At 68.1% G+C, this 20036-nt stretch carries 17 protein-coding genes and 3 tRNA genes; 13 read left to right on the plus strand and 7 right to left on the minus strand.

The genetic code is table 11. From position 1 onward, the window contains the following. Positions 1–74 precede the first annotated feature (74 nt). Positions 75–150 (plus strand) — tRNA-Asn (locus CKO31_RS09640). Between the two features lie 155 nt (positions 151–305). On the opposite strand, the gene hemP is transcribed toward CKO31_RS09640, so the two are convergent. Next, on the minus strand, positions 306–479 hold the full coding sequence (gene hemP, locus CKO31_RS09645; protein WP_200236388.1) for a hemin uptake protein HemP: 174 nt from the start codon (positions 477–479) through the stop codon (positions 306–308). Positions 480–738: 259 nt separating this feature from the next. On the opposite strand from hemP, the gene cobD reads away from it, so the two are divergent. Beyond that, on the plus strand, positions 739–1878 hold the full coding sequence (cobD, locus tag CKO31_RS09650; RefSeq protein WP_200236391.1) for a threonine-phosphate decarboxylase CobD: 1140 nt from the start codon (positions 739–741) through the stop codon (positions 1876–1878). Between the two features lie 69 nt (positions 1879–1947). Then, positions 1948–2472 (plus strand): FmdB family zinc ribbon protein, encoded by a 525-nt coding sequence (locus CKO31_RS09655; RefSeq protein ID WP_200236394.1) that lies wholly within the window; start codon positions 1948–1950, stop codon positions 2470–2472. A 36-nt stretch (positions 2473–2508) separates the two neighbouring features. Here CKO31_RS09655 and CKO31_RS09660 read toward each other — a convergent pair whose 3' ends face one another. Then, positions 2509–2967, minus strand: a complete 459-nt coding sequence (locus CKO31_RS09660; RefSeq protein WP_200236397.1) for a DUF4124 domain-containing protein — start codon at positions 2965–2967, stop codon at positions 2509–2511. Between the two features lie 195 nt (positions 2968–3162). On the opposite strand from CKO31_RS09660, the gene pta reads away from it, so the two are divergent. Together pta and CKO31_RS09670 are read left to right on the plus strand one after the other, a co-directional pair. After that, complete coding sequence (pta, locus tag CKO31_RS09665) at positions 3163–5268, plus strand: phosphate acetyltransferase (RefSeq protein WP_200236400.1); 2106 nt, start codon at positions 3163–3165, stop codon at positions 5266–5268. A 60-nt stretch (positions 5269–5328) separates the two neighbouring features. Then, entirely contained in the window at positions 5329–6540 is a 1212-nt protein-coding gene (locus CKO31_RS09670; protein WP_200236403.1) for an acetate/propionate family kinase, read from the plus strand. Between the two features lie 32 nt (positions 6541–6572). Here the strand turns inward: CKO31_RS09670 and cysZ are convergent, their stop codons facing one another. Further along, positions 6573–7313, minus strand: coding sequence for a sulfate transporter CysZ (gene cysZ / locus CKO31_RS09675; protein ID WP_200236405.1), 741 nt, complete (start codon positions 7311–7313; stop codon positions 6573–6575). Between the two features lie 137 nt (positions 7314–7450). On the opposite strand from cysZ, the gene CKO31_RS09680 reads away from it, so the two are divergent. The 6 genes from CKO31_RS09680 to CKO31_RS09705 all read left to right on the plus strand — a co-directional run bounded on the left by CKO31_RS09680 (position 7451) and on the right by CKO31_RS09705 (position 12171). Further along, a complete protein-coding gene (locus CKO31_RS09680) occupies positions 7451–8290 on the plus strand; it encodes a SirB1 family protein (protein WP_200236408.1) in 840 nt (279 codons plus the stop codon). Positions 8291–8407: 117 nt separating this feature from the next. Further along, positions 8408–9175, plus strand: coding sequence for a hypothetical protein (locus CKO31_RS09685; protein ID WP_200236410.1), 768 nt, complete (start codon positions 8408–8410; stop codon positions 9173–9175). A 10-nt stretch (positions 9176–9185) separates the two neighbouring features. Beyond that, positions 9186–9644 (plus strand): hypothetical protein, encoded by a 459-nt coding sequence (locus CKO31_RS09690; protein WP_200236413.1) that lies wholly within the window; start codon positions 9186–9188, stop codon positions 9642–9644. Between the two features lie 132 nt (positions 9645–9776). Beyond that, positions 9777–10742 carry a metallophosphoesterase gene (locus CKO31_RS09695; RefSeq protein ID WP_200236414.1) on the plus strand — a complete coding sequence of 322 codons (966 nt, stop codon included), beginning with the start codon at positions 9777–9779 and terminating at the stop codon, positions 10740–10742. A 288-nt stretch (positions 10743–11030) separates the two neighbouring features. After that, positions 11031–11327 (plus strand): N(2)-fixation sustaining protein CowN, encoded by a 297-nt coding sequence (gene cowN / locus CKO31_RS09700; protein ID WP_200236417.1) that lies wholly within the window; start codon positions 11031–11033, stop codon positions 11325–11327. A 247-nt stretch (positions 11328–11574) separates the two neighbouring features. Continuing rightward, on the plus strand, positions 11575–12171 hold the full coding sequence (locus CKO31_RS09705) for a Uma2 family endonuclease (protein ID WP_200236420.1): 597 nt from the start codon (positions 11575–11577) through the stop codon (positions 12169–12171). A gap of 159 nt (positions 12172–12330) precedes the next feature. Here the strand turns inward: CKO31_RS09705 and CKO31_RS09710 are convergent, their stop codons facing one another. From CKO31_RS09710 to htpX, 4 genes are all read right to left on the minus strand, one after another. Then, positions 12331–12612, minus strand: a complete 282-nt coding sequence (locus tag CKO31_RS09710) for a type II toxin-antitoxin system prevent-host-death family antitoxin (RefSeq protein ID WP_200236421.1) — start codon at positions 12610–12612, stop codon at positions 12331–12333. 74 nt (positions 12613–12686) lie between these two features. Continuing rightward, entirely contained in the window at positions 12687–15524 is a 2838-nt protein-coding gene (uvrA, locus tag CKO31_RS09715; RefSeq protein ID WP_200236424.1) for an excinuclease ABC subunit UvrA, read from the minus strand. A gap of 36 nt (positions 15525–15560) precedes the next feature. Further along, a complete protein-coding gene (gene prsT / locus CKO31_RS09720) occupies positions 15561–18350 on the minus strand; it encodes an XrtA/PEP-CTERM system TPR-repeat protein PrsT (RefSeq protein WP_200236427.1) in 2790 nt (929 codons plus the stop codon). Between the two features lie 213 nt (positions 18351–18563). Continuing rightward, complete coding sequence (htpX, locus tag CKO31_RS09725) at positions 18564–19436, minus strand: protease HtpX (protein WP_200236429.1); 873 nt, start codon at positions 19434–19436, stop codon at positions 18564–18566. Positions 19437–19644: 208 nt separating this feature from the next. Here htpX and CKO31_RS09730 point away from each other — a divergent pair. Beyond that, positions 19645–19720: transfer RNA gene (locus CKO31_RS09730), tRNA-Ala, on the plus strand. Positions 19721–19793: 73 nt separating this feature from the next. Beyond that, positions 19794–19869, plus strand: a tRNA-Glu gene (locus CKO31_RS09735). Positions 19870–20036 lie beyond the last annotated feature (167 nt).

The following is a 20036-nucleotide window of genomic DNA, read 5'->3' on the forward strand; positions in this document are numbered from 1 at the left end:
AGCCAGTTTGCCGGTTTTGTTGCAACAGCGGTTGACGCGCCGGCGCCCAAGGGTTACTCTTCGCGGCTCGCTGATCCCCGATAGCTCAGCTGGTAGAGCAACTGACTGTTAATCAGTGGGTCACTGGTTCGAGTCCAGTTCGGGGAGCCAACATGATCAAGGGGCTACGGGTGACCGTGGCCCCTTTTTCTTTGCGTGCCTGTCGAGTAGTAAACACTCGTTGGCAGCAACAGCGCTTGCGAAGCATTCGGACTCTGTCAAACGTCGTTTGGCGGCGCAACCACGCCTACGTCCGCCGCGCCGTGCTACTTCACGAGGATCAGTTTGTCATTGCGCGTCACCAGGAGGGTGTAACGGGCGTCGCCGTGCTCGATGACGATGCGCCGCTCGCCCTGCATGAGCTCGTCGCTGGTGAGGCGCCGCGGCGGCAACTGTGCAGCACGGTTGCTATCGGGGAGGGACTGTGCGGGTTGCTGCATGGCTTCTCTCCGGATGGACTCTAGGGTTGCGGACTGAGGGTTGCGATACGGGGTTTGGCACAGGCCTTAAGGATTCGGGGGTTGTTGTGCTGCGTTGCGGCTGGCGGTGTGTCTATGTCGTGCGCGACCTGCCGCGGCGCGCTCGAGCCCTGAAACCGGCCCGGTCCTCGGCCCAGCCTTGCTGTAGAACGATAATGCAAATACGAGTGAGTCGCAACCGCGTTCTCGGTGAGTCGATCTGCGGGCGGTCTGCGCTGCCATGACTGCGCAGGGCGTCCCCGGCACGCACGGCGGCAACCGCGAAGCGCTGGCTCGGCGCGCCGGCTGCCGGCCCGGCGACCTGCTGGATTTCAGCGCCAACATCAATCCCCTGGGTATGCCGCTGTCGGGACAGGAGGCGCTGGGGCAGGCGATGCAGGCGCTCGCGGACTATCCGGACCCGGACTGTACGGCGCTGCGCGCGGTGGTCGGCGATGTGCTCGCCGTGGCGCCGGAGTGCGTCCTCGCGGGCAATGGCGCCGAGCAGCTCATCTGGTGGCTGCCGCGGTTGGTGCAGGCGGGGCGTGTCGTGGTAACGGCGCCCTGTTACCTGGATCATTGGCGCGCGGCCAGCGCGTGGGGGTTGAAGGTCCTGCCGGTCGACCAGCACACCAGGACCGATTTCGAGGTGGATTTGCCGGCGCTCGCCGCTATGGCGGTGGGCGGGGACTTGGTTTGGCTCGGGCATCCGAACAACCCAACCGGGCGGCTCCTGGACCTGGATGCGTTGGCGGCGGCCGCTGCTGCCCGCCCCGATGTCTGGTGGGCGCTGGACGAGGCCTTTATCGACTTCGTGGACGGCGCGGCATCCGGCGTCGAGCTCGGTTTGGACAACGTGGTCGTGGTGCGCTCCCTGACCAAGTTCTTCGCCATGCCGGGCTTGCGCCTGGGCTACGCGGTGCTGGCGCCGGACCTTGCGGCCGCCGGGCGGCGGCTGCTGCCGGCGTGGTCCGTCAGCACGCCGGCGCAGAGGGTCGGGGCCGCGTTGTTGGCGGACTCAGGACTGGTGGAGTTCACCGCCCGTACGCGGCGTTTGATACGCACGCAGCGCGCGTCGCTCGCCGCCGGGCTGCGGCGGCTGGGCGCGCGGGTCGTCGACGGTAGCGCCAACTACCTGTTGTGGCGACTGCCCGCGAGCGCCCCGCCGGGCGCCGAGGTTGCCGACGTACTGCTGCGGCGCAAGCACATCGCCGTTCGGACTTGCGAGGATTATCGCGGCCTCGACGCGCGCTGGCTGCGCGTGGCGGTGCGGACACCGGCGGAGAACCAGCGCTTGTTGGCGGCGCTCGCGGCAGTGCTTGGGACAGGTGATGGCGCTGACATCGCTGGGGACTTGTCGGAATCCCGCGGGGAGGCTTAAATCTCGGCTGCGAGCGCGCCGAGCGCGCGAGCCCAGTACCCGCGAGCGCAACAAAGGAGTGGATCGACCATGCCCGTCTACGAGTTCTACTGCCCAGACTGCCACGCCATTTATAATTTTTTTTCGCGTCGGGTGGATACCGAGACGCAGCCCGCATGCCCCAAGTGCCAGCGCGCGGAGCTGGATCGGCGGGCCTCGTTGTTCGCGATCTCGAAGGGCCGCGGGGATGCCGAAGGCGACGACGATGCCGAGATGCCGCCCGGCATGGACGAGGAGGCGATGATGAAAGCCATGGCCGCCATGTCCGGCGAGCTGGAGAATATCGACGAGGACGACCCGAAGCAGGCGGCCCGTGTGATGCGGCGGCTGTTCGAGTCGGCCGGCTTGAAGCCCGGGGACGCCATGGCCGATATGCTGGGGCGCATGGAGGCGGGGGAGGATCCAGACGCGCTGGAAGCCGAATATGGCGACGTGCTGGATACCGAGGATCCGCTTGCGGGACTCACCGCCGGCGGGGCCCCCAGCCTGCGTGAGCTGCGCCGGGAGCTGCTGCCGCCGCGCCGGGACGACGATACCTGGTATCCGCTCAAGTGACGGGCGCCGGTGAGGCCTGAGCCGCCGGCGCCACCATCAGCGGCAGAACTCGTTTACATAGGCCTCGTACTGGCGGCGGCGGTCCTTTAGGCGCTCGCCGCGGGCCGGCCGATAGCCGGCCCGGAGCTCATTGTTGATGCGCTGGATCTGCTGGCGTTTGCGCCAGCACCGCTCGGCATACTTGTGCTCGTCCGAGGAGCGCCCGGCTCGCCTGCGCGATGCGGCGCTCTCGCGCCCGGCCGGGCCCCGTGATTTGGATTTCGGCTCCGGCGCCGGCTTGGGCGGCACCCAGCCGGTGCGCGTATCCTCGATTTTCACTGTCCTGGAGCGCTGTCTCTCGGCGCAGGGGTGCTGGCGAAACTCGATGCTGCCGTCCGCAGAGGTGCAGCGATAAACCTGCGCCTGGGCGGCGAGGCTGCCCGGCAGTGTGAGCAAGGCCAGTGCGCAGCCGGCGCCGAGCGCAGCCGAGAATGTTCTGCTCGTCTGTGCACGCAATTTGCTTGATCTCCGTCAGGCGTCAGATAGGGTGATCAGCCGTCCACTTTGGGTGTTTATCGGCAGTGTGGACCCGCAGCCCGGCCTTGTAAACAGCAGGTAACTTCGCCGGCGGGCCGGCTGCGGCATCATCCGCACAGATGACGGCGGCGCCGGGCGGCCGCGGCACATTTTCAACATCGAGATCGAAGCGACATGCAGAGCATCTACATCGCCGGTGCCGGCGCCGGCAGCGGTAAATCAGTGGTGGTCCTGGGGTTCATGGAGCTCCTGTCCGCCCTCAACCGGCGCGTGGGCTTCTTTCGGCCCGTAGTCAGCCGGGATGTGCACGAGGACAACCTGACCACCCTGATCCGGCGACGCTACGACCTGCCCTTTCCGGCCGAGCGGCTCTACGGCTGCACCGCCGAGCAGGCGAGTGAGCTGGTGGCCGCCGGCCAGTACGACGAGCTGCTCAAGCGCATCCTCGACAAGTACATGCTGCTCGAGGAGGAATGCGACATGGTGCTGTGTGCCGGCACCGACTACGACGGCCTAGTGCCGTCGCTGGAGTTCGACTTCAACGCCGATGTCGCCAACAACTTCGGCTGCGCCATCGTGGTCGTGGTCAAGGGCTTCGGGCGCAGTCCGGATGAGGCGCTGCACGCCGTGCACATGGCGCACGAGTCCATGGTCGACCGCGGCGGCGACCTGCTCGCCACCATTGTCAACGGCGTCGACCCGGATTTCGTCGCGACCATCAAAAAGCGGTCCCGCGCAGTAGTGCCATCCCAGGAGACCCTCTACGTGCTGCCCGACACCGAGTCGCTCGCCAAGCCCACCATCGGCGAGATCAGCGAGATGCTGGGCGGCGAGTGCCTGTGCGGTGACGACGACGCGCTCAACCAGGTGGTGACCAACTACAAGGTCGCGGCCATGGAGATCCCTGACTTCCTGAACTACGTCGAGGACGGCAGCCTGATCATCACCCCCGGCGACCGCAGCGACATCATCCTCGCGAGCCTGGCTGCGGACGTGTCGGCGGCCTTCCCGCGCGTGGCGGGGCTGCTGCTCACCGGCGGCTTGCAGCCGGCGGAGAACGTCCAGCGCCTGCTCGCCGGTCTAAGGCGCACGCGGGTGTCCATCCTTAGCGTGAGCGCTGACACCTTCCAGACGGCACTGGCGGTGAACCGCGTGGAGTCCACCATCCTGCCCGGCGACGACCGCAAGATCGCCGGTGCGCTGGGCCTGTTCGAGCAGAACGTCGAGATCAAGGATCTGCAGCAGCGCATCGCCGTGCACCGTACCGAGCGCATGACACCGCTGATGTTCGAATACCAGCTGGTGCACCGCGCCAAGGCCGACCGCAAGCACGTCGTGCTGCCGGAGGGCACCGACGAGCGTATCCTGCGCGCTGCGGAGATCCTGACCCTGCGCGGTGTCGCCGATCTCACCCTGCTCGGCAACCCGGAGAAGATCCGGCGGCGAATCGACGAGCTCGGTCTGCAGCTGGCGGACATCGCCATCATCGACCCCATGGGCTCGCCGAAACGCGACGAGTACGCCGGCGTCTACTTCGAGCTTCGCAAGCACAAGGGCATTTCGGAGCAGATGGCCTACGATGCCTTGGAAGACGTCAGCTACTTCGGCACGCTCATGGTCTACTGCGGTGACGCCGACGGCATGGTCTCCGGCGCCGCGCATACCACCCAGCACACCATCCGCCCGTCGTTCGAGACCATCAAGACCAAGCCGCACACCAAGCTGGTGTCCAGTGTCTTTTTCATGTGCCTGGCGGACCGGGTGTTGGTGTACGGCGACTGCGCCGTGAACCCGAACCCCGATGCCGAGGAGCTGGCGGACATCGCCATCACCTCCGCCGGCACCGCGGCGGCCTTCGGCGTCGAGCCGCGGGTGGCCATGCTGTCATACTCCACCGGCACCTCGGGTAAGGGCGAGGACGTGGAGCGCGTGCGCGAAGCGGCGCGCATTGCCCGCGGGCGTCGGCCGGACCTGAAGATCGAGGGGCCGATCCAGTACGATGCCGCCGTGGACGCCAGCGTCGCGCGCTCCAAGCTGCCGGACAGCGAGGTGGCGGGCCAGGCGACGGTGTTCATCTTTCCGGACCTCAACACCGGCAACAATACCTACAAAGCGGTGCAGCGCAGCGCGGATGCGGTGGCCATCGGGCCCGTGCTCCAGGGTCTGAACAAGCCCGTGAACGACCTGAGCCGCGGCTGCACCGTCACCGACATCGTCAATACCGTGGCCATCACCGCCATTCAGGCGCAAACCGCAGCGGCGGAAGCGAGCGAGGCTTAGGACCGAGCCGGCTGAGCCCGCGCGATCGCCGCGACAGAACACATCCTCCAGAGGCAGCCGATGAAGATACTGGTGCTCAACTCCGGCAGCTCGTCCATCAAGTTCCGGCTGTTCAGCGTGAGCGATGGCGACTGGCAGGTCGCCGCCAGCGGGGCGGTCACCCGCCTCGGCGAGGAGGGCGCGTCGGTGCGCCTCAGCTGGAGCGATGCCTCCGGCGAGGCGCGTGCGCGCGAGGAGGCCGCGGAGATCGGATCGCATCACGCCGGTATCGAGCGCATCGTCGCCTCGCTGCAGGACACCGGCGCCTTGGGCGGGATCGATGAGCTCGGCGCCGTCGGGCATCGGGTGGTGCATGGCGGGGAGGCCTTTCACGCGCCGACGCTGGTGGACGATGATGTCATTGCCGCCATCCGCCAGATGATCCCGCTGGCGCCGCTGCATAACCCGGCCAACCTCGATGGCATCCTCGTCGCCCGGGAGCTGTTCCCCGGCGTGCCGCAGGTGGCCGTCTTCGACACCGCCTTCCATCAGACCATGCCGCGGACCGCGTATCGGTATGCGATTCCGGGCTATCTCTATCGCGAGCACCACGTACGCCGTTACGGCTTTCACGGCACCTCCCACCATTACGTCGCCAAGGCGGCGGCGCGGAGGCTCGGCAAGCCCTTGTCGCAATGCAATCTCATCACTCTGCACCTCGGCAACGGCGCCAGCGCAACGGCCATCCGCGACGGCGCCAGCGTCGACACGTCCATGGGCATGACCCCCCTGGAGGGCTTGGTCATGGGCTCGCGCTGCGGCGACATCGACCCGGCGGTGCATTTCTACCTATGCCGGCACCTGGGCTTCGACAATGACACCCTGGACGACTTGCTGAATCGCCAAAGCGGTTTGGTCGGACTCTGCGGCGTCAACGATATGCGCGAAGTCCATCGGCTCGCCGAAGCCGGCAACGAGGATGCGGAGCTTGCCCTTGGGGTCACCTGCCATCGCCTGCGCAAGTACATCGGTGCCTATGCGGCCGTTCTCGGGCATGTCGATGCATTGGTTTTTACCGGCGGCATCGGCGAGAACGACGCGGAGGTTCGCCGTTGCGCCTGTGCCGACCTCACGCAGCTCGGTATTGCCCTGGATGCCGAAGCGAACGCGCGTGCTCAGGGGAGCCTCGAGGTCATCTCCAGCGCCGACAGCCGGGTCGCGGTGCTGGTTGTGCCGACGGACGAGGAGCTGGAGATCGGCCGTCAGGCGTTGGAGGCAATCGACCGCTCGTAGCGGGGCACCACGGCAGCGCCCGAACTTAGAGATCAGGTGTCCGCGGCGACCTTGTGCAAGTCCCGGACCCACATCAGCGTAGCGCCGGCGACAGCAGCCGGCATGACGATGAAGTTCACCACCGGAATGGCCGTGAGGGCGGCGGTGGTGGCGCCGAAGCCGAAGCTCAGAAGACGCCGGCGGCGCAGGGTCGCGCGCATCTGGCGGAACTTGAGGCCGTGGTTGCCCATGGGGAAATCGGCGTACTCCAGGGTCAGCATCCAGGCGGTGAACAGAAACCACAGCAGCGGACCGATCACAGGCACCACGAATGCCAAGATCAAGAACGGCAGGCTCCAGAGCACCGCATACAGGAGCTTGCGCACCTCGTCCCCCAGGGTTGCCGGCAGTTCCCGCAGCAGCTTCGCCCAGCCCATGTCATCGCCCACCGGCTGGCCCGTGATCAGGCGCTCGGCCTTCTCGGCGAGCAACCCGTTGAAGGGGGCCGCGAGCAGGTTGGCCACCAGCGTGAAGCTGTAGAACACGATGACGAGCACCGCCACCAAGAACAGCGGCCACAGCAGCCATTCCACCCAGGCGAGCCAGTTGGGGATATTGGCTTGCATCTGGCTCATGAGGTGCTCGAAGCCTGCCGCCCCGAGCCAGATGCCACCGCCGAACACGGCGATGTTCACCAGCAGTGGAATCAATACGTAGCGCTTGAGTCCGGGGCGCATCAGCAGGCGGATGCCACGCAGCATGTATAGCGCCCCGCTCGCCGGGTTGGAAGGCATGATTCGGGCTTGTTCCGCGCGCAAAGCCCAACATTATAGGGTCATCGCAGGCGAGGGTGTGGCGCGCGCTGCGGTCTCGGCGCGGCATCCGCCGAGACGCGACCCTTCCACAATGACCTATAGCAACGGTGAGGCCAATGGCCGACGCACAGCAGACCTTCGCCGCCCTCGGACGCTGTCCGGACGACACCATCGACCTGGCGCACGGGGCGCTGGCCGTCAGCCAGCTCTTCCAGAGTCAGGTCGATATCCCGGCGGCCGTGGGCGAGCTGGACTTGCTCGCGGCGGCGGCACGCAGCCGCTGGCCGACGGATGCCGATCTGATGCGCCAAGTGCAGGCGCTGAACGATCTATTGTTCGACGAGCTGGGCTTCGCCGGCGAGCGGGACGACTTCTACGACCCACGCAACAGCTTCCTGGACCAGGTCCTGGCCCGACGCCGCGGCATTCCCATCTCACTGTCGGTGCTGTACTGCGAGGTGGCCCGTCGTCTCGGGCTGCCGGCCTATGGTGTGAGCTTTCCGGCGCATTTCCTGGTGCGGGTCGGCCGCGGCAACAGCGCCTTGATGCTCGATGTCTACGCCGGCGGTATCGTGCTGCCGGAGTCGGAGCTGGACCGCCGGCTGGCCGAAGTCTATGGCGAGGGGACCGCGAGCATTCGCGCTTATCCGTCGCTGTTGCGCCCAGCGGCGCGGCGCGAGATCCTGGTGCGCATGCTGCGCAACCTGGCGGGCATCTACACCCAACGCCAAGACGACGGCAATCAGCTGGAAGCGCTCACGGCGATGCTGAACCTGCTGCCGGACCTGCCGGATGCACTCCAGCAGCGCGGCATGCTGCTGCACAAGCTGGGGCATGCACCCGCTGCGCTGGCAGACCTGCGCCGCTTCGCGGAGGTCTCGGACGACGCCGAGCAGATCGCCGCCGCCACCCCCGTCATCGAAGCGCTTGCGGGGCAGTCGCTGCGGCTGCACTGAGGGTTCCCGCGCGCCGCCGCGCGCGAGGATGCGGGCGCCTTGGTTGGAATGGCATTTCATCCCTGCGGCGGGGGTTCGGTATAGTCGGGCCGTGGGGCCATACGAGGCATTGCGTCGATGTTGCCGAGCCGCCTGCTGCTGCGCAGCCATCCCATCCGCACCCAGCTCGCCGCGCGGCGCGCTGCCGCCGACGCGATTCGCGCCCAGCCGGCTTATCGCATCGCACTTTGGCCGGACGGCTGGGTGCTGGAGTCCGACGGCGCCGTGCGTGTGGTCGACACCCACGCCATGGCCGAGGCGCGGCGCTGGTTCGAGATGGCCGAGCGCACCACCGCCACCGCCGGGCGCCGACCGCTGACCGCCGCGGAGCAGCGCCGCGCCATGCGCCTGCTGGGGGTCTACGTGCCTCCCGCCGTCGTGGCGCTGTCGGGGCGTCGCTTCTGCTCCGAAGAAGTGGCGTCCGTGGCATTGACCCTGGTCGCGGGCGACTGGATCACCGAGCGTCGGCGCCAGTTGCTGGCCCAGCCCGAGCGCGCACTGGCGGAGCAGGCGCGGGCCTGGCAGGGCTCGCGCCATCAGTGCCCGGCCAGCGCCGATGCCGCCGAGGGCTTGCTGCGCCAGGCGCTGGATGCCTGTATTGCCGAGGGCCTGGTGCCGGCCGCGCGCTATCGGTTGGTATCGCGCTGCGAGGACGGCTTTGGTCTGCGCCGGTGGCGCTGCGCCGTCGAGGTCAACCTGGACCCCTACGCCCGCGCCCGCGCCCGCGAGGCGCTGAATACGGCGCTGATTCCGTGGAATCGCGCCGTCATTCGCGACGGCATGCCCATGCCGCTGATCACCCTCGACGTGCGCGTCGGCCATGGCTCGCGCGCCGCCCCCGCCTGAGCGCATTGTGATGCTTTTCAGTCCCCGATCAGTCAGCAAGATCCTCCCGGTGGTGGTGCTGGGGTTCCTGTCGTGCCTGCCGCCCGCTGTGCTCTCGGCCGCCGAGCGCCGGCAATCCGGTGAAGATACGGCGCGGCATGCGCCACAAGGCGCCAGTGCCGGCAGCGCGGGCAGCCGCGGGTCGGGCGCGCGCCTGGTCACGCCCTCGGCCCGGGCGCCCCGGCCGACGCTGATGGAGGCCGTCGACCCTGCCGTGCGCCAGTACTGGTCCAACAAGTGCGTGCAACAGCGCGCCCGCGGCTGGGGCCACACCGGCGACTGCAATCACCCTGCGTATTCCGGCAGCGGCTATGGTCGAGCGCCGGTGGTGGTGCCTTATCCCGTGCCGGTACAGCCCGAGCCGCGCCGCCGGCGTGGACATCTCGGCATCCAGCCGCCGCGGCCGGGCGGTCGCGGCCATTTGCGTTGACAGCCCCGGCCCTCGACGTGCGCCGGTGCCTCGTTGAGCGCCGCGGCGTGCGGTCACTCGGCTGGACCTTATCCGTTGGTCGTCCCGGCGGCGTCGAGCCGGCTGACCCACGCTAACCGCAGCCTCGGCTCTATGTCCTCGTCCTCAGTCGCCCGCCGTCTGTCCCTCGTCGCCTGGCTCGCCGTCCTGCTGGTGGCCGCCGCGCTGGCGTGGCCGGCGGCGGCCGGGTCGCTGCGCTTCTTTGCGGTCGGTGATCTGCCGTACTCCAACGCAGAGGCCGACCTGCTGGAGCGCCTGTTGGAACAGGCTGCCGCAGAGGAGCCCGCGTTCATTGTCCATGTCGGTGACATCAAGGGCGGCGGCCAGCCCTGCACCGACGCCCGCAACCGTGCCGTGGCGCGGCTGTTCCGTGATCAGCCCGTGCCTATGGTCTATACCCCAGGCGACAACGAATGGACCGACTGCCACCGCGCAGCCGCGGGCGGACTGGACCCGCTGGCCCGCCTCGCCAGTGTGCGCCGGATGTTCTTCGGTGATCCGGCCGTGCTGCACAACCGCGCCCTCGGGCTCAGGGCGCCGCAGCCCGAGTTTCCCGAGAACGTCTGGCTCATCCGCGATGATGTGCTCTTCGTGGTGCTGCATGTCGTCGGCAGCAACAATGCTTGGCAGCCGCGGGTCCCCGCCCGAAACGCTGCATTCAAAGCGCGTGCCGACGCGAACCGGGCGCTGCTGGCGCAGGCATTGGAAGCAGGCATGGGCGCCGGGGTGCAGGCTGCGGTGCTGATCTTTCACGCCAACCCCGTGTTCGAGCAGCCCGGCAAGCGCGGCTTTATGTCCCTCAAGCAGGATCTGCAGCGGTTCCTGGCGGGCTTCGACGGCGCGGTGCTGCTGATCCACGGCGACACCCATAGCTACAAGCTCGACCGTCCCATGGTGGACCCCGCCACCGGCGAGCCCATCGCCCGGGTGCAACGCCTGGAGGTGCCGGGCTCGCCCTTTGTCGCCGGGGTCTGGGTGAGCGTCGACCTGGACGCCGAGCCTGTCTTCAGCGTCCGCACCGTCCTACCTAGCGCCAGCGAAGACTGGCTGGAGCGCTAGCGCGGGGCCAGGGTGGCGGCCTGCTTGCGCTTGGGACTTCTCGAAAGTTGGCAAGCAATATGCTGCCTTCTCAGTGGGGGCATCCGGCGGAGCTAATCGCAGCAGCGAAAGCCTTGTTTCGGCAGGCTTGATCTCTGCTGAGCCGATTGTCGTGCAGGCTTCGCGACGCCGCCTGCGTGGGTTTGTCGGGTCCCCGTCATGGATCTGCCGACACCGCAGGTGTTGCGCCACCCCCTCGAATTGCAATCGCAACCCCCTCAACGCGAACCTTCCAGCGCCGACGTACCCATGACCGACTCCCCCCAGCCCACAGGGCTCGACCGCTACATCAGCTTCATCGGCCTCGACTGTGACGGCAAGGCCGAGCGCTTCGCCGCCGCCATGCGCGAGGCGCTGGAGACAGACGCCGATGCCGACCCCTTCTGGACCTACTTCCGCGCCAAGCTCGACGGCGAGCGCGGTCCTGCGCACGACGCGCTCTACCACATCCATGCCAACCTCAACCCGGTGCGCGACATGCTGCTCCGCGCCGAGCGCCCCGACCTGGTTGAGCTGCTGGAGACCCTCGAGCACGAGTGCTGCTGACGCAGCGCCGGCATCCTGCCGGCCCGCGTGGAGAGTGCAATTAGGCATCTCCCGTTGCGCCGTGCCACACGAGTGACAATGTCGTTAAAGCTGCGCAAGAATGTGTGAACGCTTCGCACCGCAGCCTGGATGAAGCAAAGCGGAATCCAGGTGCCGGCGTAAGATGCCGACTGGTTGCTCATGCCGAGAACGCACCCGGGTTTGCTGTCGCTTCAACCGGGCCGTCGCCGGCTCGCTAGAGATACTCATGTCAGCCATCTTTGAGACAACTGGTCCCCCTGTCACCGAGGAGCGTCGCGTCCTGGTGGAGGCTGTGCCCTGGGAGCGCTACGAGCGGTTGGCCGCCTGCTTCGGTGACACGCGAACGGTGCGCCTTACCTATATCGACGGGAGCCTGGAGATCATGTCCCCGATCGGTGCGGAGCACGAGCGCATCAAGAGCAATCTGGGCGTCCTGCTGGAGACTTATCTGGACGTGGCCGGCATCCGCTGGTATCGACGCGGCGGCTTTACGCTGACGCAGCCGGGCCGTGCCGCGGGTGAGCCGGACGAGTCTTACTGCATCGGCGCGGATAAGACGGTGCCGGACTTGGTGATCGAGGTGGTGGTCTCCAGTGATGCGCTGAGCAAGCTGCCGCTGTATCGGGACAAGGGGGTTGCCGAGGTCTGGATATGGGAGCAGGACCGGCTAGTCATCCACTGTCTCGCAGGCGGAGCCTATAGCGTGAGTCCGCGCAGCAAGCTGCTGCCGGGGCTCGATGTGGTGCACCTGGTGCGCTTGGTCGGCATGCGCGACCAATACGATGCGGTGCGGGCGTTCCGGGAGGCGTTGCGGGCGGGCTGAGCCTGCCACTCGGCTCGTAACACCGCTGCGGCGGTGACATGCATCCTGGGGGCGCTCCTGCGCCCCGTGCGGGCATGCACTCTATGAGCGCCCGGAGGTCGAGCGCAGCAGCGTCAAGACGCGTCAGACATGGTCGTGAAGACCAAGCAGCCAACCGGCTCAGTCGTCGCAGGCCGCGGTGAAGGCGCTGGGGCGGGTGCTGCGTGGCGGCGGGGTCAGCGCATAGTCTTCTTCCTGCATCAGCGCGCGCAGCTCGGCCATCTCGTCGGCGAGGGTCCGGGCGGCACGCTGCTCGGACCATGCCTTGAAGGCCTGATAGTCCTCGGCGTCGATCACTGCGGCGACCAGGCGCTTGCGGTTGTAGATGAGCTGCGGCTCCGCGACGGCCTGCTTGATCAGCTCCGAGAAGCGCTGTTTTGCATCGGCGATGTTCCAGGACATGGCGGGGCTCCTCATGGACAGAGGTTGTGTCCATTATGGACGGTAAACTCGGGTCATGGAGCCCCTTCGTCCTGTCACCAGCCCCGCGCCAGCAACGGCGCGAGGAACCGCCCGGTATGGGAGGCGTCGATCTCGGCGATCTGCTCCGGCGTGCCGGCGGCGACGATCTGCCCGCCCTTGTCGCCGCCCTCGGGGCCCAAGTCGATGATCCAGTCCGCGGTCTTGATGACGTCGAGGTTGTGCTCGATGACGACGACGGTGTTGCCGTGGTCGCGCAGGCGGTGCAGCACGTCCAGCAGGTGCTTGACGTCGTGGAAGTGCAGGCCGGTGGTGGGCTCGTCCAGGATGTAGAGGGTGCGGCCGGTGTCGCGCTTGGACAGCTCCCGGGCGAGCTTGACCCGCTGCGCCTCGCCGCCGGACAGCGTGACCGCGTTCTGGCCCAGGCGCAGGTAGCCCAGGCCAACCTCGACAAGGGTCTTCAGCTTGCGGTGGATCACCTGCACGGGCAGGAAGAAGGTCAGCGCGTCCTCCACCGTCAGGTCCAGCACCTCGTCGATGGTCTTGCCCTTGTAGCGGACCTCCAGGGTCTCGCGGTTGTAGCGCCGGCCGCGGCAGACATCGCACTGGACATAGACATCCGGCAGGAAGTGCATCTCCACCCGAATCAGGCCGTCGCCCTTGCAGGCCTCGCAGCGCCCGCCCTTGACGTTGAAGCTGAAGCGCCCGGGGCCGTAGCCGCGGGAGCGGGCCTCCGGCACATTGGCGAACAGGTCCCGGATCAGGTTGAACACGCCGGTGTAGGTGGCGGGGTTGGAGCGCGGCGTGCGGCCGATGGGGCTCTGGTCGATGTCCACCACCTTGTCGAAGTGCTCCAGGCCATCGATGGCGGCGTGCTCGGCCGCGCGCAGGCTGGCGGCATTGAGCCGGCGGGCGGCGGCGGGATAGAGGGTGTCGTTGACCAGTGTCGACTTGCCGGAGCCGGACACGCCGGTGACACAGCAGAAGGTGCCGACGGGGATGGCGGCATCCACGGCCTGTAGGTTGTTGCCGGCGGCGCCGCGGATGATGAGCACTTTGCCGTCTTGGGCGAGCTTGCGCTCGGCGGGGATCTCGATGCGCAGGGCGCCGGAGAGGTAGCGGCCGGTGAGGGAGCTCGGATCGGCGGCGATTTCCTCCGCCGTGCCGGCCGCCACCAGCTCGCCGCCGTGGGCGCCGGCGCCTGGGCCTAAGTCCACCACATGGTCGGCGGCGCGGATGGCGTCGGCGTCGTGCTCGACCACGATGACGGTGTTGCCGAGGTCCCTGAGTCTGGTGAGGGTGCCCAGCAGCCGCTCGTTGTCGCGCTGGTGCAGGCCGATGCTGGGCTCGTCCAGGATGTACATGACACCCACCAGCCCGGCGCCGATCTGGCTCGCCAAGCGAATGCGCTGGGCCTCGCCGCCGGAGAGGCTCTCGGCGCTGCGCTCCAGGGTCAGATAATCGAGGCCCACGTCTGAGAGGAACCGAAGCCGCTGGGCGATCTCTTGCAAGACCTTGGCGGCGATCTCCGCGCGCTGGCCCTTGAGCTGGCCGTCGTCTTGCAGCCCGTCGAACCACCGGAGCGACTCGCCCACCGGCATCGCCGAGATCGTCCCCAGATCCTTGCCCGCCACCAGCACGTGGCGCGCAGCGGGGTTGAGCCGGGCGCCGCCACAGGCGGGGCAGGGGCGGGTGGAGATGAACCGCGCCAGCTCCTCGCGTACCGTCGGCGAGTCCGTCTCCCGGTAACGGCGCTGCATGTTGCCGAGCACGCCCTCGAAGCTGCGCTGTTTGCCGGCGCCGCGCTCGTGCGGGAGCTTGAGCTTGAGCTTCTCGTCGCCGCTGCCGTGCAGCACCACCTCCTGCGCAAAGGCCTCCAGGTCCTGCCAGGGCACGTCCAGCTCGAAGCCGAAATGCGCGGCCAACGACTTGATCATCTGGTGGTAATAGCCGTTGCGCCTGTCCCAGCCGCGTATGGCGCCGTCGGCGAGGCTGAGCTCGGGCTGGGCGATGACCTTGGCCGGGTCGAAGTACTGCTCCACGCCGAGGCCATCGCAGGTGGGGCAGGCGCCGGCGGGGTTGTTGAACGAGAACAGCCGGGGCTCCAGCTCCGCCAGGCTCCAGCTGCACACGGGGCAGGCGAAGTTGGCGGAGAAGGTCTCAGGCTCGGCGTCGGTGTCGTCCATGGACGCGAGGCGGACGATGCCGCCGGAGAGCTTGAGCGCCGTCTCGATGGACTCGGCGAGCCGCAGCTGCAGATCGGGCCGCACGCGGAAGCGGTCGACGACGACTTCGATGTCGTGCTTCTTCTTGGCGTCCAGCTGCGGGGGGTCGTCCAGCTCGTGGATCTCGCCGTCGATGCGTGCGCGCACGAAGCCCTGGGCGTTCAGCTCGGTAAGCAGGTGCTGGTACTCGCCCTTGCGCGCGGCCACCAAGGGCGCCAGCAGCATCAGGCGCTCACCCTCGGGGCGGGCGAGGATCTGATCCACCATCTGCGTGACGGTCTGTGCCGACAGCGGCTCGCCGTGCTCGGGGCAGTGCGGCGTGCCCACCCGCGCGTAGAGCAGGCGCAGGTAGTCGTGGATCTCGGTGATGGTGCCGACGGTGGAGCGGGGGTTGTGAGAGGTGGTCTTCTGCTCGATGGCGATGGCCGGCGACAGGCCCTCGATGAGGTCCACGTCCGGCTTGTCCATCATGGACAGGAACTGCCGCGCATAGGCGGACAGGGACTCCACGTAGCGGCGCTGGCCCTCCGCATAAATCGTGTCGAAGGCCAGGGACGACTTGCCCGAGCCGGACAGGCCGGTGAGCACCACCAGCCGGTCCCGCGGCAGATCCAGGTCCAAATCCTTGAGATTGTGCGTGCGCGCCCCGCGGATGCGGATCGAATCCATTCGTGACGACGCCCCCTGGACCTCTGGCTCGGGCTCTCAGTTGCCGCCGGCCAGGCGCTGATAAAGGGCGTTGGCCTCCGCCTTCTCCGGGAAGGACTGCGCCTTGAGGTTCAGCAGCACGCGCCGCGCGCCGGCCTCGTCGCCGGTGCCCGCCAGCGCCTTGGCGTAGCGGAAGGCAATGCTCGGGTCGGTGCTGCCGGCATGGGCCTTGGATAGCAGCGGCAGCGCCGCCTCGTAGTCGCCCTTGGCCAGCAGCACCGTGCCCTTGGTGTCGATGAAGGCTGCATCCTCGGGATTTAGCTCGAGCGCGCGCTCGGCATAGTCGAGTGCCTCGTCGGGATGCTCTTCGGCCAGCAGCATCGCCAGGTTGTTCAGCGCCAGGGGGTTGTCGGGATTGCTGTCGAGCACGCGGCGATACTGCTCGATGGCCAGCGCCGGATCGTCCGTTTGGATGCCGAGCTGGGCCAGGGACAGGCGCCCCGCAATACTGTTTGGATGCTCGCGGAGCCAGTTCTTGAGCAGCATCTGGCCCTCTTGCGGACGTCCCGCCCGCGCCGTGGCATCGGCGAGCCAGAGGGTATAGGCAGGCTCGTGCGGGCGCGCATCGGCGAGCGCTTCGAGAATGGTCACGGCCTCGGCGAAGTCGCCCTGCTCGGCGAGGAAGCGCGCCCGTGCAGCGCGCAGCACCGGATGCTCCGGCGACACCCGCAGCAGGCGCTCCATCATGGCTTTGCGCTCGGCTGCCGTCGGCTGGGCCGCCAGGATGCGCGAGAGCCGATCGTGCTCCAGTGCCGCATCGCGGTCGAGCTCCAGGCCGGCTTCCAGGTTGCTCTGGGCGGCGGGCAGATCCCCGCTTTGGGCCTTCAGGGAAGCCAGCATGTAGCGGTAGAGGGGCACGGTGGGATTGCGCTCGGCGAGCTCGGTGAGGGTCGCCGTCGCGGCCCGCGTATCCCCGGCTGCAAGCTCGGCTTGCCCGCGCAGCATCAGCAGGGCCGCCCCGTCAGCCTGTTCCGGCGGTGCCTCGCGCAGCAGGCTGCGGGCGGCACTGGCGTCGCCGGCTGCGAGATGGCTGCGGGCCAGCACCAGCCGCAGCCGCAGGGCCTCCGGGTTGCGCTTCAAGGCGGCGCGTAGGCGCTCGTTGAAGGCGTCCGCACCCCCTTCCAGGCGCGCCATGGCGGCACGGGCGAGGGTGACATCGGCGTTCTCTGGGTCGGCGGCCAGCGCTGCATCCAGGGTCGCTTCGGCCTGCTCCGGCCGATCAGAGCCGAGCTCCAGGGCCGCCAGTGCCAATGCGGCGCGCTCGAAGCTCGGGTCCAGCTCCAGCGCTTTGCCGAAGGCCGCGCGCGCACCGTCCAGATTGCCCGCCTGCGCCAGCAGCGCGCCTTTGGCGGTGTGTGCCATCGGCGACTTCGGCGAGTGCTCCAGGAAGGCGTCCGCGGCGGCCATGGCCTGCTGCGGGGCGTCTGCGGCGATCTGGGCGCGCATCAGCAGCATGCGGGCAGGCTGGTTGTCCGGCTCGGCGTCCACCACTCGGGTCAGGAGCGTCACGGCACCGTCCGCGTCGCCGTTGCCGAGGAGCTGGCGCGCGTGCGCCACCTGTGCGGACGCCAGCTCCGGGAAGCGCTCGGCGGCGCGGGTGATGAGCGCCTCGGCCTCGTCGGTGCGGCCTTGGCGGGCCAGTGCCTGGCGCAGCAGCTCCATGGCCAGCGGGCTCGCGTCCGCGGCATCGGCGACTGGGCGGATGGCGTCTTCGGCGCCCGCGGCGTTGCCTTGCGCGAGCCGGGTGCGGGCGAGTAGTGCCAGCGCCTGGGGATTGTTGGGCACGGCGGCGGTGAGACGCAGCAGATACTCCTCGGCCTGGGCGTGACGATCCAGGCGATTCAGCGCCAGCGCGGCATAGAAGATTGCCGTGGGGTCGCTGGGCGCCCGGCGCAAATAGGCCTCGAGGTGCTCGGCCGCTGCGGCATGGTCGCCTTGCAATAGCAGCAATCGGCCCTCCAGGTAGTCCAGACCGGCGAGACGCTCGCGCTGACGGCGCACGGCATCGATGTCGGCGGCGGCAGACTCGGGGTTGCGCAGGTCAAGGTGCACCGCCGCGCGCTGATAATGCAGTGGCCAGCTGCTGCGGGCGTAGTCGATGGCCTTGGTGTAGGCGTCGATGGCCGCTTCGTTGTTCTGCTCGAGCCGCTCCAGGGTGGCGAGGGCCTGCCAGGGGTCCGGCGAGTCCGGATGCAGCTCCAGCGCGTGCCGGATACTCGCGCGGGCCGCGTCGCTGTTGCCGCGGCGCAATTCGAGCGTCGCCATGCCGAGGGTCGCACGCAGGGAGCTCGGGTCGGCGTCGATGGCGGCGGAGAAGGCGGCGGCCGCCTCCGCCTCTTTCTCCTGCGACAAGAGCACGCTGCCGCGCAGGGCCAGGAGATCGGCCCGCTGCGTCGGTGTTGCGTCGGCCGGCGGCTCGGTCCACTCCAGGGCGCGGGACAGCGCCTGCTGCGTCAGCAGCGCTTCCGCCAACGGCACCCGCGTCTCGGCATCATTCGCTCCGGCCTCGCGGGCGCGCATCAGCTCCTGCTCGGCAGCCAGGGGATCGCCGGCGTCAAGATAGATGCGCCCCAGCAGCAAGCGAGCTTGGGCGTTCTCCGGGCTCTGCTGCAAGAGATCCTTGAGGCGGACAACGGCACTCTGCAGCTTGCCCTGCTGCCAGTCCTGCTCCGCCTCGCCGAGCGTGGCGGCCGCCGGCAGTGGCGCAGCCAGCAGCAGCGCGAACAGCGTCAGAAAGCCGACGGACATCCGGCGGCGGTGGGGCGAAGCAGTGCGATGTTTGACCATGGCTGCGGTCATCCTCCAGCAGTAGCGCGGCAGCGACAAAATGTTAGCAATCCCCAAGCCGCCGGACGCAGTGCGCTGTGGACGCGGCTGCCTTTTGCCGACGAGTTGCGCGAGCGCCATGATCCACCCTGACATGCGGCCCGGGCGTACTGCCGCCCGGTGCATTGGTCACTGCGCGCAGGGTCTAGTCGCGGTTGGCGGACATCGACTCCGTTAGCCGCGCCCCGCCTCCAGTGCGTTGATGCGATCCTGCAACGGCGGATGGCTCGCGAACAGCTTCTTCAGCCCCTCGCCGATGTTGCCGGAAATGCCGAATGCGGCGAATTCGCCGGCAGGGAGGTCATGCGGCTCGTGTACGCGCTGCAGCGCGCGCAGGGCTGCGATCATACGCTCGCGGCCGGCGAGGCGTGCGCCGCCGGCGTCGGCTCGAAACTCGCGAAAGCGCGAGAACCACATGACGACGATGGACGCGAGGACGCCGAGAACGATCTCCGCGATGATGGAGACCACGAAATAGCCGATGCCGACCCCGCCGCTGTCGTCGTTGCCGCGCAGCGCGGAGTCGACGAAGCCGCCGATGACCCGCGCGAGCACGATGACGAAGGTGTTGAGCACGCCCTGGATCAGCGCCAGTGTCACCATGTCGCCGTTGGCGACGTGGCTTATCTCGTGACCCACCACGGCTTCCACTTCGTCCCGGCTCATGTGCTGGAGCAAACCCGTGCTGACGGCCACCAGGGCATCGTTGCGGTTCCAGCCGGTGGCGAAGGCGTTCGGGTCCGGTTGGTCGAAAATGCCCACCTCGGGCATGCGGATGCCGCTCTGCTCGGACTGCTTGCGCACGATCTCGAACAGCCATTGCTCGAACGGGGTCTGCGGCTGCTCGATGATCTGCACGCCCATGGAGCGCTTGGCGAGCCACTTGGACATGAGCAGCGAAATCATGGAGCCGCCGAAGCCGAAGACGAGCGCCAAAATCAGCAGCCCGCTGCCGGTGCGTGACGACACGCCGAGGATGGTCAACACGATGTAGAGCACGGTCACGACCGCGAAGTTGGTCGCGACAAACAGCAAGACTCTCAACATCTGCGGGGTTCTCCCAGTGGTTGGCGATGGATTTGATTGTCGGACAGGGATTTCCAGCGTCGATAACATGGATGCTGGCGGCCGCCGGCGCAAGCTAAGCGCCGCCCGCGGGCACGCGAGGGCTCTGACGGCGCCGGCGAGCTCCATCCCAGCCCCGTCCCGGGGGGTAGACAGCCGGAGAGCTGCTGATTATACTGCGCCGCTTTCTGGGGCCATAGCTCAGCTGGGAGAGCGCAACACTGGCAGTGTTGAGGTCGGCGGTTCGATCCCGCCTGGCTCCACCAAACATTTCAAAGGCGCAAAAATCCGGCCGGCCGCAGTCGCGGCCGGCCGATTTTTCGTCTGGACTCTGCTTCGGTCCCCATCGTCTAGAGGCCTAGGACACCGCCCTTTCACGGCGGCAACCGGGGTTCGAATCCCCGTGGGGACGCCACTCTCGGTAGAGGGGTTGTGCCGCGCGTCGGTGCAGCCCTTTTGCGTTGCCTGGCCGTGGCGCCAGCGCCAGCCGTTCTCGCCAGCGCTGAACGGCAATATGCTCTGCGGTGACCCGGCGACGCATCCGGCGCGCTACGCGGCCTTGTATCGACCGGCGCGTGGCGG

This window comes from Thiohalocapsa halophila (genome assembly GCF_016583825.1).
Taxonomy (GTDB): Bacteria; Pseudomonadota; Gammaproteobacteria; order Chromatiales; family Chromatiaceae; genus Thiohalocapsa; species Thiohalocapsa halophila.